15 protein-coding genes are annotated in these 13,363 nt (G+C 70.7%); 9 read left to right on the top strand and 6 right to left on the bottom strand.

The features are described from left to right. A partial coding sequence (locus VF330_RS12665) for an acyl-CoA dehydrogenase family protein (protein WP_330851748.1) occupies positions 1-1,121 on the bottom strand: 1,121 nt, incomplete at its 3' end. 10 nt (positions 1,122-1,131) lie between these two features. After that, positions 1,132-2,277 (bottom strand): acyl-CoA dehydrogenase family protein, encoded by a 1,146-nt coding sequence (locus VF330_RS12660; protein WP_330851747.1) that lies wholly within the window; start codon positions 2,275-2,277, stop codon positions 1,132-1,134. A 40-nt stretch (positions 2,278-2,317) separates the two neighbouring features. Between VF330_RS12660 and VF330_RS12655 the strand changes: the two genes are divergently transcribed. From VF330_RS12655 to VF330_RS12645, 3 genes are all read left to right on the top strand, one after another. Beyond that, positions 2,318-2,917, top strand: a complete 600-nt coding sequence (locus VF330_RS12655; protein ID WP_330851746.1) for a TetR/AcrR family transcriptional regulator — start codon at positions 2,318-2,320, stop codon at positions 2,915-2,917. A gap of 9 nt (positions 2,918-2,926) precedes the next feature. Further along, on the top strand, positions 2,927-3,937 hold the full coding sequence (gene ligD, locus VF330_RS12650; RefSeq protein ID WP_330851745.1) for a non-homologous end-joining DNA ligase: 1,011 nt from the start codon (positions 2,927-2,929) through the stop codon (positions 3,935-3,937). A 121-nt stretch (positions 3,938-4,058) separates the two neighbouring features. Then, positions 4,059-4,262, top strand: a complete 204-nt coding sequence (locus VF330_RS12645) for a hypothetical protein (protein ID WP_330851744.1) — start codon at positions 4,059-4,061, stop codon at positions 4,260-4,262. Between the two features lies 1 nt (position 4,263). Here the strand turns inward: VF330_RS12645 and VF330_RS12640 are convergent, their stop codons facing one another. Further along, positions 4,264-4,683, bottom strand: a complete 420-nt coding sequence (locus VF330_RS12640; protein WP_330851743.1) for a lipoprotein — start codon at positions 4,681-4,683, stop codon at positions 4,264-4,266. Between the two features lie 145 nt (positions 4,684-4,828). On the opposite strand from VF330_RS12640, the gene VF330_RS12635 reads away from it, so the two are divergent. After that, positions 4,829-5,518 carry a DUF6319 family protein gene (locus VF330_RS12635; RefSeq protein WP_330851742.1) on the top strand — a complete coding sequence of 230 codons (690 nt, stop codon included), beginning with the start codon at positions 4,829-4,831 and terminating at the stop codon, positions 5,516-5,518. 274 nt (positions 5,519-5,792) lie between these two features. Here VF330_RS12635 and VF330_RS12630 read toward each other — a convergent pair whose 3' ends face one another. Beyond that, on the bottom strand, positions 5,793-7,325 hold the full coding sequence (locus tag VF330_RS12630) for an alpha/beta hydrolase (protein ID WP_330851741.1): 1,533 nt from the start codon (positions 7,323-7,325) through the stop codon (positions 5,793-5,795). Between the two features lie 82 nt (positions 7,326-7,407). Here VF330_RS12630 and VF330_RS12625 point away from each other — a divergent pair, with 82 nt between their 5' ends. Continuing rightward, on the top strand, positions 7,408-8,277 hold the full coding sequence (locus VF330_RS12625) for an EamA family transporter (RefSeq protein WP_330851740.1): 870 nt from the start codon (positions 7,408-7,410) through the stop codon (positions 8,275-8,277). Here the strand turns inward: VF330_RS12625 and VF330_RS12620 are convergent. Together VF330_RS12620 and VF330_RS12615 are read right to left on the bottom strand one after the other, a co-directional pair. Further along, positions 8,274-9,338 (bottom strand): ATP-dependent DNA ligase, encoded by a 1,065-nt coding sequence (locus VF330_RS12620; protein WP_330851739.1) that lies wholly within the window; start codon positions 9,336-9,338, stop codon positions 8,274-8,276. The two genes, VF330_RS12625 and VF330_RS12620, sit on opposite strands and share 4 nt — an antisense overlap. 17 nt (positions 9,339-9,355) lie before the next feature. Further along, the gene (locus tag VF330_RS12615) at positions 9,356-10,000 is read right to left on the bottom strand and encodes a dihydrofolate reductase family protein (RefSeq protein WP_330851738.1); all 645 of its coding nucleotides are present in this window, start codon (positions 9,998-10,000) and stop codon (positions 9,356-9,358) included. Positions 10,001-10,066: 66 nt separating this feature from the next. On the opposite strand from VF330_RS12615, the gene zapE reads away from it, so the two are divergent. The 4 genes from zapE to VF330_RS12595 form a co-directional block, all read left to right on the top strand. Continuing rightward, positions 10,067-11,059 carry a cell division protein ZapE gene (gene zapE, locus VF330_RS12610; protein ID WP_330851737.1) on the top strand — a complete coding sequence of 331 codons (993 nt, stop codon included), beginning with the start codon at positions 10,067-10,069 and terminating at the stop codon, positions 11,057-11,059. Between the two features lie 83 nt (positions 11,060-11,142). After that, on the top strand, positions 11,143-11,388 hold the full coding sequence (locus VF330_RS12605) for a DUF3040 domain-containing protein (RefSeq protein WP_330851736.1): 246 nt from the start codon (positions 11,143-11,145) through the stop codon (positions 11,386-11,388). Positions 11,389-11,437: 49 nt separating this feature from the next. Then, positions 11,438-13,033, top strand: a complete 1,596-nt coding sequence (locus tag VF330_RS12600) for an ABC-F family ATP-binding cassette domain-containing protein (RefSeq protein ID WP_330851735.1) — start codon at positions 11,438-11,440, stop codon at positions 13,031-13,033. 55 nt (positions 13,034-13,088) lie between these two features. Further along, positions 13,089-13,363: helix-turn-helix transcriptional regulator (locus VF330_RS12595; RefSeq protein ID WP_330851734.1), on the top strand; the 275-nt coding region annotated here is incomplete at its 3' end.

The following is a 13,363-nucleotide window of genomic DNA, read 5'->3' as shown; positions in this document are numbered from 1 at the left end:
GCGATCGTGCGGCGCTGGATCTCGTCGGTGCCCTCGTAGATGCGCAGCAGCCGCAGCTCGCGGTACCAGCGCTCGACCGGCAGCTCACGGGTGTAGCCCATGCCGCCGTGGATCTGCAGCACGCGGTCGACGATCTCGTTGGCCTTCACGCCGCCGTAGAGCTTCGCGATCGACTGCGCCTGCCGCGAGTCCTGCTTCTGCTCGACGAGCCACGCGGCGTGCAGCACGAGCCAGCGCAGCGCCTCGATCTCGACGGCGGAGTCGGCGATCATCCACTGGATGGCCTGGTACTCGGCGATGGGCTGGCCGAACGTGACGCGGTTCTTGGCCTGCTCGATCGCCATCTCGACGAGCCGCTCGACGCTGCCGAGCGCGCGGGCGGGCAGCAGGTAGCGGCCCTGGCCGATCCACTGCATCGCCAGGTTGAAGCCCTTGCCCTCCTCACCGAGGATGTTCTCGTGCGGCACGCGCACGTTGTCGAACACCAGCGCCGCCGGACCCCACTGGCCCATGGTCGGGATGGGCTCGGACTTCCAGCCCATGTCGCGGTCGACGAGGAAGCACGTGACGCCGCCGTCGGCGCCCTTCTCCTTGTCGGTCACGGCGAACACCATCACGAAGTCGGCCTCGTTGCCCTGCGTGATGAACGTCTTCTCGCCGTTGATGACCCACTCGTCGCCGTCGCGGACGGCGGTGGTGCGGATGGCCTTGGCGTCACTGCCGGCGCCGGGCTCGGTGATCGCGAAGCACGACACCCGTTCGCCGGAGATCGTCGGCAGCAGGTAGCGCTGCTTCTGCTCCTCGTTGCCGTGGAACAGGATGTTGTCCGCGTAGCCGCCGAACCGGAACGGCACGAAGCTGCGGCCGAGCTCGGCCTCGATCAGCGCGGCCATCACGCCGCCCAGGCCCATGCCGCCGTACTCCTGCGGCGTCAGCACGCCGAAGAACCCGGCCTGCTGCGCCTTGTCCTGCAACGCCTTGAGCTCTTCCTTGGTGAGACCCGGCCGGCCCGCGCGTTCGCGGCGCAGCACCTCGGGCTCCAGCGGGACGATCTCCTTGCGCACGAAGGTCCGCACCCAGTCGCGGATCTCCTTCTGCTCCTCGTCGAGCGTGAAGTCCATTGCTTTCCTCTCAGATGAACGCGTTCACGCCCGTGAGCGCGCGGCCGATGAGCAGTTTCTGGATCTGGCTGGTGCCCTCGTAGAGGGTCGTGACACGGGCGTCCCGGAGGAACTTGCCCACCGGGTACTCGTCGATGTAGCCGTAGCCGCCGAACACCTGGATGGCGTTGTTGGCGACGCGGACCGCGGCCTCGCTGGCGTAGAGCTTGGCCATGGACGCCTCGGTGCCGAACGGCTGGTCCCGGTCCGCGAGGTCGGCGACGCGCCAGGTGAGCAGGCGTGCCGCGTCCGTCTCGACGGCCATGTCCGCGAGGAGCTCCTGGACGAGCTGGAAGCCCGCGATGGGCCTGCCGAACTGCTCGCGCTCCTTCGCGTACTGCAGAGCGGCTTCGAGCGCGCCCCGTGCCGCGCCGACACAGCCCGCCGCGACGGACATCCGGCCCTTGTCCAGGGCCCCCATCGCGAGCTTGAAGCCCTGCTCGCTCAGCAGGGCGTCGTCCGGGACCTCGACGTCGTCGAGCGTGATCTCCGCGGTGGCCTGGCCGCGCATGCCGAGCTTGCCCTTGATCTCGGTGGCGGTGAAGCCGGCGGAGTCGGTGGGGACGAGGAACGCGCTGATGCCCTTCGGGCCGGGTCCGCCGGTGCGCGCGAACACGAGCGCGACGTCCGCCCAGGTACCGTTGGTGATGAAGACCTTGCGGCCGTTGATGCGGTAGCCGTCGTCCGTCTTGGTGGCCTTGGTGACGAGGCTGCCCGCGTCGCTGCCGGTGCCGGGCTCGGTGAGGGCGAAGCAGCCGACCAGCTCGCCGCTGGTGAGACCGGGCAGCCAGCGCCGTTTCTGCTCCTCGGTGCCGTGCTTCGCGATCGACTTCGCGACCAGCCCGAGCGAGACGGAGATGATCCCCCGGACGGCGCTGTCGCCGCGCGCGACCTCCTCGAGCACCAGGCAGTAGGCGAGGTTGTCGCCCCCCGACCCGCCGTACTCCTCGTCGACGCCCAGGCCCAGGAACCCGACCTCGCCGAGCGCCGGCACGAGGTCCCGGTCGATCGCCTCGTCGCGGTCCCACCGCACGGCGTGCGGGACGATGCGTTCGTCGGTGAACCGCCGCGCCAGCTCCCTGAGCTGCCGGTGTTCATCCGAAAGCGTCAGATCCACGACCCCTCCCGATTAACCGAACAGTGTTAGGTTAACTCACATGCCCCGGCCGAGCACCCCACTGCTGAGCCCCGACCGCATCAGGTCGGTCGCGCTGGCCGTCATCGACCGAGACGGCCTCGACGGCCTGTCCATGCGCAAGCTCGCCGCCGAGCTGGGCGTGCAGGCCGCGTCCCTCTACGGGCACGTCCGCACCAAGGACCAGCTGCTGAACGACATCGCGTCGACGATCCTGTCGTCCGTCGACGTCTCGGGCTTCTCCGTCGACTGGCGCGAGGGCCTGCTCCGATGCGCGCGCTCGTACCGTGCGGCGCTCTCGTCACACCCGAACATCGTGCCGTTCCTCGCCTACGGCCCGGCCGGCCGCGACGAGTCCCTGCGCCGCCTCGACATCCTGCACGGGGCCCTGGTCGACGCGGGCTGGTCGCGCCGCGAGGCCACGATGATCGCCGCCGGCCTGATGTACATCGTGTTCGGCTCCGCGCTGAGCTCGTTCTCCAGCGGCTTCTCCGCCGACCCCGCCGACTACTCGGACCGCTACCCGCACCTCGACCGCGCCCACCTGCTCCCCGGCGTGGCCCGCGAGCTCGACCGCGACAGCTTCGAGCTGGCGCTCGCGGCGTTCGTGCGGGGGCTTTAGTGTTCAGCCGTGGCTGCTGCGAAGTCGAAGGCGATCGAGCTCGAGGTCGGTGACCAGCTCGTGCGGGTGTCCAACCCGGACAAGCCGTACTTCCCCGCGCGGGGCATCACCAAGGGCCAGGTGGTCGAGTACTACCGCACCGTGGCACCCGTGCTGCTCACCGTCCTGCGCGACCGCCCGGTGGTGCTGAAGCGCTTCGTCGACGGCGTCGAGGGCGAGGCGTTCTACCAGAAGCGCGTGCCCAAGGGCGCTCCGGACTACGTCGAGACGGTGACGGTGAAGTTCCCGTCCGGCCGCCCCGCCGACGAGATCTGCCCGACCTCCGAGGCCGTGATCGTGTGGGCCGCCAACCTCGGCACGTTCGACTTCCACCCGTGGCCCGTGCGCCGCCCCCTGGTCGACCTGCCCGACGAGCTGCGCATCGACCTGGACCCGCAGCCGGGCACGGACTTCTCCGACGCCGCCCGCGTCGCCCTCGTGCTGCGCGAGGTGCTCGCCGACGCCGGCCTGACCGGCTACCCGAAGACCTCCGGCGGCCGCGGCGTCCACGTGGCCGTGCGGATCCGGCCGGAGTGGGACTTCGTCGACGTGCGGCACGCCGTGATCGCCCTGGCGCGGGAGGTGGAGAAGCGTGCGCCGTCCCTGGCGACTTCGGCCTGGTGGAAGGAGGAGCGCGGCGAGCGGGTGTTCATCGACTTCAACCAGGCGGCCCGCGACCGCACCATCGCCTCCGCCTGGTCGGTGCGCGGGACGCCGCGCGCCACCGTGTCGACTCCGGTGACCTGGGACGAACTGTCCACTGTGGACCCCGACGACTTCGACGTGCTGACGGTTCCGGCTTATCTGGCCGAACGAGGGGATCCGCACGCGGCGCTGGACTCGGAGGCGTTCGGGATCGAGACGTTGCTGGAGTGGTACGCGGCCGATTCCCGCGGGGAGATGCCTTATCCGCCGGACTACCCGAAGATGCCGGGCGAGCCGTTGCGGGTGCAGCCTTCGCGGGCCCGCAGGCAGGAGTGACGGGCGTCTGCCGCACCGGGCTCGGTGAACCGGCTGTCCGGTGGGTGGGCCAACCGGCTGTATTCGTGACGAATCCTCTGAGTGACCTCGTAGGATGGGAGGAACGCGAGAGGAGGTCGTGATGTCCCAGCCTTACGTGGTGCGGTACGTCGGCGGTCCCCTCGACGGCCGAGTCGACTCGTTGCCGTCCACGCCGGACGACCCGAAGCAGACCGTGACGTATGTGCACCTGCACGGCGGTCCCAAGATCGTGCACGTCTACGACCTGTCGTACGCCGTCGAGTACGGCTGCGAGTACCGGTTGCGGGGGGACGAGGAAGCCTGAGTCAGCGGCTCTCGTCGGCTCCGAGCGTCGTCCTGACGGCCTGGGTGCCCGCGGTGATCTGCTGGGCGTGGCGCCAGCACTCCTCGTCGGTGCCGCACTCCTCGAACGCCTCGCGCGACTGGAACACCTTCACGACGCCGGCCAGGGTGCTGGAGTAACGGCGCGAGTCCTCGCGTGCCCTGAGTGCCGCGCCCAGGGCGGACACCACGTCGGTCTGGGCGGTGAGCCAGTCGGCGCAGTCCGTGGTGCGGGCGGTCGTGGGGCCGCAGGGGTGTGGCGTTTGCGTTGCGGCGTCGAGCTTCCTGTCCCACTCGTCCGCGAGGAGCGCGCTGCTCAGCGCACCCCTTGGCGTTGCTGGGGGTTCGGAGGTGCAGCCGGACAGCGTTGCGGCAGCGGTGAGTGCGATCAGCGTTCGGCGCATCGGGCCCCGCTCGAAGTCGAGTTCCTCCTGTCCTACCACGGCGACGGCCAGTCGTGATGATCTTGATCCCCACCCGGTGCCCCGAAATGTCAGAGGGGTAGGGCATGCTGGGGCACAGGTGTTCGAACGGTGGGGAGGCAGCGCGATGGCGAAGAAGAGCGGGTTGTCGGCGGAGGACGTCGACAGCCTGCGCTCGCAGCTGGACGGAGGCACCCAGCCGCTGGTGTGGTTCACGGCGGCGGCGGTGGGCATGGAGGAGGGGCGGTCGGCGAAGCTGCTGGCGGTCACCGATCCTCCGGAGGGCGATTTCATCCAGGTCCGGCCCACGGGCTCGAAGGACGAGATGTCCTTCTCCCCGGCCGAGCTGACGCTGGAGAAGCCGCCGCCGCGCAAGAAGCCGGCGACCCCTCCTCCTGCGCCGCCGGAGCCGGCGCGGGAGACTGAGATCATCCACCCCTACGTCCCGGAGGCGCCGGTGAAGCCCGCGGCCCCCAAGCCGAAGCCCGCCGCGGCACCCGCGGAGCAGGCTCCCGCTCCGAAGCCCGCCCGCAAGCCCGCGGCGAAGAACGCGACCCCCGAGGTCACCGTCACGCTCGTGTCGGTGGGCGAGGGCGAGTGGGTCGTCGAGGTCATGCAGGGCACCCGCAAGACGGTCCGCCCGACGCCGGTCCCGCCGGCCGCGGTGGCCCAGGCGGCGAAGCTGCTCACGCCCGAGGTCGCCGAGATCGTCGAGGGCGTCCTGAACGCGGCGCGTGCCCAGCAGCTGGCCCGGGTGGAGCAGCTGCGCGCCGAGTTGGAGGCAGCGCAGAAGGCTCTGGAGGACCTGGGGGCCTAGCTCCGTCACGGGCCGCGACGCCAACGGTGGGTGTGGCCACGCGTTCGGGTGAGGGGGCTTCCCAGGGCTGGTAGCGGGGCGGACCGTGGGATGCGCGGAGGTCCCGCGCAGGTCCGGCTTGGAGTACGGGAGGCCCTGATGGGTACGTGTGGGTGCTGTTCCGGGTGCACGGGTCCCGGCTGCGGCTGCTGTTCCAGCTGCTGACACGAAGATTCGGCGAGGGAGCCTTCCGCGTTGTGGTTCGCGCGGGAGGCTCCCTTCGCTGTGTCCGGGATCAGGGTGGGCAGACGGTCCCGTTCGACGGCACCTTCGCGTCCACCAGGTAGTCCCGCACCGCCGTGGTCGCACACCCGGACAACCCGAGCGCCCCGTGGCCGGACCCCTGCCACCCGATCAGCGCCGACCCCGGCAGCCGCTGCGCCGTGTGCTCGGTGCCGGGCGCGGGCGTCAGCGGGTCGTTGGCCGTGCTCAGGACGACGATCGGCGGCGCGCTCTTCAGCGCGTCCAGCTTCTCCGCCTTGGGCGGCGGGAACGGGTTGCAGTGCAGCAGCTGGCGGGCGAACAGGGCGCCGAACATCGCGTACTTGGTCTGCCAGTCCGTGCTCAGCGCCTTCACCCGGTCGGGCGGGATGCGGGTGGCGGTGTCGTTGCAGCCGATCACCAGGCCCGCGTCGAAGCGCGGCGGGTTCTCGTCCAGGTCGTTCACGATCGGGTCGAGCATCGCGAACAGGCCGCTGCCGTCGCCGCCGCGCGCCTTCACCAGGGCGTCGGTCAGGGCGGGCCAGCGGGAGCGGTCGGCGAGGCCCGCGGCCACGGCGTTCAGGGCCGAGCCGGGGGTGAGGTCGACGTACTCGCCGCGGACGCGGGTCGTGCGCAGCTGGGTCAGCAGGGCCTGCACGTCCTCGCGCGGGCTGGTCAGGGCGCAGTTGCGGATCTTGCAGTCGCGGGCGAACGCGTCGAGCGTCGCCTCGGCCGCCACCGCGCGGGACTCCAGGACGCCGACCTGGTCCAACGTCGGGTCCGGTGCGCCGTCCAGCACCGTGCGGCCGATGCGGTTCGGGTAGCGCTGGGCGTAGGTCGTGATGACGCGCGAGCCCTCGCCCAGGCCGATCGCGTTCAGGCGGTCGACGCCCAGGTAGTCGCGGAGCCGTTCGAGGTCGGCGGAGGCACGCCACGAGTCGAACGCCGTCAGCCGGCCTTCGAGGTCGAGCACGCACTCCTGCGACGCCTCACCCGCGGCGACGACCAGGTTCGACTGCTCGGTCGACACGGGGTCGTACTCGACGAGCTGCGCGCGCGTCGGCTGCGGCACGCACGACAAGCCATCCGAACGGCCCGTGCCGCGCCGGTCCACGCCGATGAGCGTGTACGTGCTGAGGATCTCCTTCGGCAACGTGGCCGCGAGCCGCGCCGCCTTCACCGTGCCGGGCTCGCCGCCGGGGTCGCTCACGACGACCAGCGGGCTCGTGCCCGTGCCGACGCGCATCAGCGCGATGCCGATCGTCCCGCGTCCCGGACGACCCGGCGGGTCGAGCACGGCGGTCATCCGCGCGCACTCGTACGAGAAGTCGCCCTGCGGGGCGTCGGCGCCGAGGCGGTCCTTCATCTGCTCATTGCACGGCGCCCACGCCAGCGAGTCCTTCTTGTACTCGTCCAGCGGTGGCACGGGCTGAGGCCCCGCGAGCGTGCTCTGGTCGGCCTGACCGCCGTCCTCGCCCCTGACGGCGATCACCGGGCGGGTCGAGGGTCCGGCGCTGCACGCGGCCAGCACGCTCACTGCCAGCAGGGCCAGGGCGGCGCGACGCACAGATGTCCTCACTCTCGTTCACGATCCGGGAACTGAAGCCTCGCACGAGCAAGGTAAACGCGTGGTGAGTCAGGATGGAGCAATGTCCCACGCTGATCGGCTCCCCGTCGCCAGGCTCCTGGGCGGCATCCCGCCGACGGCGCTCGTGCTCCTCGGCATCGTCAGCGTCCAGGTCGGCGCGGCCGTCGCGAAGCAGCTGTTCTCGACGGCGGGCGCGATCGGCATCGTCACGTTGCGCCTGCTCGTGGCCGCGGTCGTGCTGCTGGCGATCTGGCGCCCGTCCCTCAAGCTCGACCGCCGCACGCTCACCGTCGTCCTGACCTATGGCGTGGTGCTCGCGGCGATGAACCTCTGCTTCTACTCCGCCATCGAACGCATCCCGCTCGGCGCGGCCGTCACGATCGAGTTTCTCGGCCCGCTGGCGGTGGCGGTCGCGGGCTCACGGCGCTGGCTCGACGGCCTGTGGGTGCTGCTGGCGGGCGCCGGAGTGGTGCTGCTCACACGGGTCGAGGGCGGTCTGTTGTGGACGGGCGTGCTCTTCGCGCTCGCCGCGGGCGCGTTGTGGGCGGCGTACATCCTCGTCACGGCCAAGCTCGGCAGCACCACCAGCGACGGCAAGGGCCTGGCGCTCGCGATGGCGGTGGGCGCGGTGATCGCACTGCCCTTCGGCGTCACGTCGGCCGGCACGGCGCTGCTCGACCCGGTGGTGCTGGCCGCCGCGGTCGTGGTCGGCCTGATGTCGTCGGTGCTGCCGTACTCGCTGGAGCTGGAAGCGTTGCGGCGCATGCCCGCACGCGTGTTCGGCATCCTCATGTCACTCGAACCGGCGGTGGCCGCGGTGGCGGGTCTCCTGCTGCTCGGGGAGTTCCTCGCCCCGGTCCAGTGGGTCGCGATCTGCTGCGTCGTGATCGCGTCGGTCGGTGCGACGAGATCGGCGAAACCCGAGGCCTAACGCGCCCGCAGCTCGCCCTTGAGCACCGACGCCACGTCGTAGCGGGCCGGAATCTCCAGCTGGTCGTAGCGGCACGACAGCGGTTCGCGGTCCGGGCGCCACCGCGCGAACTGGCCGTTGTGCCGCAACCGCACCGGCGCGTCACCCTCGGTCTGCGTGTAGTGGATCTCCAGCACCCGCTCCGGCCGCAACGCCACGTACTCGGCCTGCTTGCCGCGCCACCGGTTGATCTCGCCCGGAATCCTCTGACCCTCGACGGGCTGGGCCCACGGGTGGTCGTCGGCGTCCGTGATCAACGGAGACAGCTCCTCGGCCAGCGCACGCCGTTCGGCCGCCTTGAACGACCCGCAGACCCCGATGTGGTGCAGCACGTCGGCCGAGTCGTACACGCCGAGCAGCAACGACCCGACGGCCGTGCCGGGTTCGGTGTCCTTGTGCCAGCGCAGGCCCGCCAGCACCACGTCGGCGGTCCGCGCGTGCTTCACCTTGATCATCGACCGCTTGCCCGGCGTGTACGGGCCGTCCGACGGCTTGCCCATCACGCCGTCGAGCCCCGCGCCCTCGAACAGCGTGAACCACTGCCGGGCCGTCTCCACCGACGTCGTCGCGGGCGTGATGTTGAGACCGGGCAGCGCCAGCAACGCCTCGCGCCGCGCGACGGTCGGGGACTCCAGGAGCACCTCGGAGCCCAGCGCGAGCAGGTCGAACGCGACGAACGTGGCCGGCGTCGACTCCGCCAGCATCGTCACCCGCGAGGCCGCCGGGTGGATGCGCTCGGACAACGCGTCGAAGTCCAGCTCGTCGTTCTTCGCCACGACCAGTTCGCCGTCGACGACCACGCGGTCGGGCAGCACGTCGAGCATCGACGCGACGACCTCGGGGAAGTACCGGTTGAGCGGCTTGCCGCTGCGCGACTGGAGCAGGACCTCGTCACCGGCGCGGAACACCACGCACCGGAACCCGTCCCACTTCGGCTCGAAGAACAGGTTCGCGTCGTCCGGGATGCCGTCCACCGCGGTGGCGAGCATCGGCTGCAGCGGCGGTGTCAGCGGGAGGTCCACGCCGACATCCTGCCTGTTCAGCTGGAATTCCGCCGCCGATAGCGCAACAACAGCACGTCGTCCTCCCGCAGCACCGACGCCAGCGAAAGATCCACGGGCGGCACCACGGGCCCGGTCGCGATCCGCGAGGCCTCTCCCACCGCGAGCAGCGGCGCCAGGGTCAGGTTCAGCCCGTCGACCAGGCCGGCTGCGACCATGGCCCCGAACAACCCCGGCCCGCCCTCCAGGTTCACCTTGTGCAACCCGCGCGCCGCCAGCTCCGACACCGCCAGCGGAAGATCCACTTCGGAGTCACCGGCGACGATCACCTCGGCGGGCAGCGCGGGCAGCGAGGCCGACGCGCAGGTGATCACGATCGGCGGCACCGCGGTGTCGGTGAACAGCGGCAGGTCCGGCGTCAGCGACCCCCGCGCGGTCACCACGGCGATCGGCAGCGGCCGTTCCCGCCGCGCGCCCCGGTAGCCCTCGGCGATCACCGTCCCGGCCCCCACCAGCACCACGTCGGCCAGCTCGCGCCCGAGCGAGTAGATCAACTTGTCGGCAGGGGAGCCGAGACCCTCCGAACGCCCCTCGACCGACACCGATCCGTCCACGCTGGACACGAAGTTCGCCGTGACGCCCGACTCGTAGTCGTAGAGCGCCGCCAGGTCTGTGTCGGTCATCTCAACGCCCGGTGAGGGCCACAACATCTGCACGGACCCATCCCACCACGCCGATAGGGTGCGGGCATGCGCTTGTCCGACCGGGACCCCCAGATCGACGCCGACGAGCTGATCGAGGGCCTGGTCCCGCCGCCGAGGTTCGACACCGTCAGCTTCGACACCTACCTCCCGAACCCGGACGAGCCCAGCCAGGCCGCCGCGGTCGAGGCCGGCCGCCTGTTCGCCGCGCGCGTGAGCGTCAAGCGCAAGAAGTGGTCGCTGTTCGGCGGGAGGGCCGACGACGAGGGCAAGCTCGGCCTCTACCTCGACGGCGGGTTCGGCGTCGGCAAGACCCACCTGCTCGCGAGCCTCTGGCACGCCGTGCCGGGCCCGAAGGCGTACGGCACGTTCGTCGAGCTGACGAACCTCGTCGGCGTGCTGACCTTCCCCGAGGCAGTGAAGCGGCTGAGCGGCCACAAGCTGCTCGCCATCGACGAGTTCGAGCTCGACGACCCCGGCGACACCATGCTGGTCACGCGCCTGATCAAGGAGCTGACCGCCCAGGGCGTGCACGTCGCCGCCACCTCCAACACGCTGCCGGACAAGCTCGGCGAGGGCCGGTTCGCCGCCGCCGACTTCCTCCGCGAGATCCAGTCGATGTCCTCGAAGTTCGACGTCGTGCGCGTCGACGGCCCCGACTACCGCCACCGCGGCCTGCCCGACGCCCCGCCGCCGCTGTCCGGCGCCGACCTGGAGACCAGGGCCGCGAACACCCAGGGCTCGACCATCGACGACTTCGACGAGCTCTGCGCGGCGCTGGCCCGCATCCACCCGTCGAAGTACGGCCGGCTGCTCGACGGCGTCACCGCGGTGCACCTGCGGGACGTCAAACCGGCGCCCGACCAGAACGTCGGACTGCGGCTCGTGGCGTTCGGCGACCGCCTCTACGACCGCGACGTCCCGGTCGCCGTGTCGGGCCGGCCGCTGTCGGAGCTGTTCACCGACGAGATGCTCAACGGCGGCTACCGGAAGAAGTATCTGCGAGCTGTCAGCCGATTGGTCGCACTGTCGAGGGTTTGACTCCGGCGACGTTCGAGTATCCACTGGTGACGAGTGGGAATGATGACGTCCCGACGTCCCCCCGACGTCCCCCGGAGGCCCCCATGCTGAGTGAAGCCGAGCGCCGCTCGCTCGAGGAGATCGAGCAGCGGTTGTTGGCGGACGAACCGCGACTCGCCCGCACCATGAACCGCCAGGTGCGGCCCTGGCTGTTCTACTCCCTCCTGCTCGTGTTCGGCGGCCTCACGGTGCTGCTGACGGTGATCGGGGCGTTCGGCGCCGCGTTCCAGTGCCTGCTGGTCACGGCGGCGGTGCTGGTGTTCCGGAAGTACCCGCTGCGGCTGAGGTAGATCCGAAACTCACTGGCTTTCGGCACCGGGGACCCCGAGCATCTCCGGTGTGGGTTATCTCGAAGCGAACGGGCTCGCGTACGCGCTGCCGGACGGCCGGGAGCTGTTCCGCGACGTCTCGTTCAAGGTGGGCGGCGGGACCGTGGTCGCGCTCGTCGGGGCGAACGGCGTGGGCAAGACGACGTTGCAACGGATCCTCTCGGGCGAGCTCGCGCCCAAGCAGGGCAGCGTGCACGTGCAGGGCGGGCTGGCGGTGATGCCGCAGTTCATCGGTTCGGTCAGGGACGACTCACTCGTGCGCGACCTGCTGCTGTCCGTGGCGCCACCGGCGTTGCGGGCCGCCGCGCGGGAGCTGGACGACGCCGAGCTGGCGTTGATGGACGTCGACGACGAAGCCGCCCAGATGCGCTACGCCAACGCCCTGACCGGCTACGGCGAGGCCGGCGGCTACGACGTCGAGGTGCTCTGGGACACCGTCACGGTCGCCGCGCTGGGCCTGTCGTACGACCACGCACGGTTCCGCGAGGTCCGCACGCTCTCCGGGGGCGAGCAGAAGCGGCTGGTCCTGGAGACGCTGCTGCGCGGCCAGGAGCAGGTCCTGCTGCTCGACGAGCCCGACAACTACCTCGACGTCCCCGGCAAGCGCTGGCTCGAAGACCGGCTGAAAGCCACCGACAAGGCCGTGCTCGTCGTCAGCCACGACCGCGAACTGCTGGCCACCGCCGCCACGCACGTCGTCACCGTCGAGGCGCACTCCGCCTGGACGCACCCCGGTTCGTTCGGGACCTGGCACGCCGCCCGCGCCAAACGCATCGAGAAGCTCCTGGAAGACCACCGCCGCTGGAACGAGGAGCACGAACGCCTCAAGGAGCTCGTGCGCACCCTCCAGCAGCAGGCCAAGTCGTCCGAGGTCATGGCGCAGAAGTACCGCGTGATGGCCGCGCGCCTCCAACGGTACGAGGACGCCGGCCCTCCTCCGGAGATCCCCTCCGACGAGAAGGTCACCCCTCGCCTCAAAGGCGGACGCACGGGCGTACGCGCGATCACGTGCGAGCAACTCGAACTCACGGGGCTGATGAAGCCGTTCTCGCAGGAGATCTTCTTCGGCGACCGGGTCGCGGTGCTCGGCTCCAACGGTTCGGGCAAGAGCCACTTCCTGCGGCTGCTCGGCGGCGACACCGTGCGGACCACGGGCGCGTGGAAGCTCGGCGCGCGCGTAGTACCCGGCTTGTTCGCGCAGACGCACGAGCACCCGGAGTGGCTCGGCCGCACGCTCGTCGACATCCTCTGGCACGGCGACGGCCAGCGGACGGGCAAGGACCGCGGCGCCGCGATGTCCGTGCTCAGCCGCTACGGCCTCGACAAGGCGGGCGACCAGCGGTTCGAGAACCTCTCCGGCGGCCAGCAGGCCCGCTTCCAGATCTTGCTGCTGGAGCTGTCCGGGGCGACGCTGCTGCTCCTCGACGAACCGACGGACAACCTCGACCTCGCCTCGGCGGAGGCGTTGCAGAACGCCCTGAACGACTTCCAGGGCACGGTCGTCGCCGTCACGCACGACCGGTGGTTCGCGAAGTCGTTCGACCGCTTCCTGCACTTCAGGGCGGACGGGAAGGTGTCCGAAGTGGACGAACCGGTGTGGACCTAGTTTTCACCCGAACGAGCCCCTTCTGGGACTGACTTCAAGCCCTAGCGTCGGCGGAATGACCATCTCCACCGCGTACAGCAGAGACCTGGGCGACGAGCTGCGCCGGCTGCGCGAGTCCGGCACGGGACTCACCGGCCGCGCGCTCGCCGTCCAGCTCGGCTGGGACCCCAGCAAGGTCTCCAACATCGAGCACGGACGGGCGCGTGCGAGCGAGATCGACCTGGTGCAGTACCTGACGCTGTGCGGCAAGGACGTCGACTTCTTCGAGGAGTTCCGCCGCCGCTACCGGCACGCCTTCGACCTGTACTTCGTCCAGGTGCCCGACAACCT

This window comes from Lentzea sp., assembly GCF_036380075.1.
GTDB lineage: Bacteria > Actinomycetota > Actinomycetes > Mycobacteriales > Pseudonocardiaceae > Lentzea.
Note: the sequence above shows the minus strand (reverse complement) of the source record. Positions and strands in the feature narration are given on the sequence as shown.

Coding starts and splice junctions, on each gene's coding strand:
- VF330_RS12655 (WP_330851746.1), top strand. CDS start 2,318: ATGCCCCGGCCGAGCACCCCACTGCTGAGCCCCGACCGCATCAGGTCG.
- zapE (WP_330851737.1), top strand. CDS start 10,067: ATGCGCTTGTCCGACCGGGACCCCCAGATCGACGCCGACGAGCTGATC.
- VF330_RS12625 (WP_330851740.1), top strand. CDS start 7,408: ATGTCCCACGCTGATCGGCTCCCCGTCGCCAGGCTCCTGGGCGGCATC.
- VF330_RS12605 (WP_330851736.1), top strand. CDS start 11,143: ATGCTGAGTGAAGCCGAGCGCCGCTCGCTCGAGGAGATCGAGCAGCGG.
- VF330_RS12645 (WP_330851744.1), top strand. CDS start 4,059: ATGTCCCAGCCTTACGTGGTGCGGTACGTCGGCGGTCCCCTCGACGGC.
- VF330_RS12640 (WP_330851743.1), bottom strand. CDS start 4,683: ATGCGCCGAACGCTGATCGCACTCACCGCTGCCGCAACGCTGTCCGGC.
- VF330_RS12635 (WP_330851742.1), top strand. CDS start 4,829: ATGGCGAAGAAGAGCGGGTTGTCGGCGGAGGACGTCGACAGCCTGCGC.
- VF330_RS12615 (WP_330851738.1), bottom strand. CDS start 10,000: ATGACCGACACAGACCTGGCGGCGCTCTACGACTACGAGTCGGGCGTC.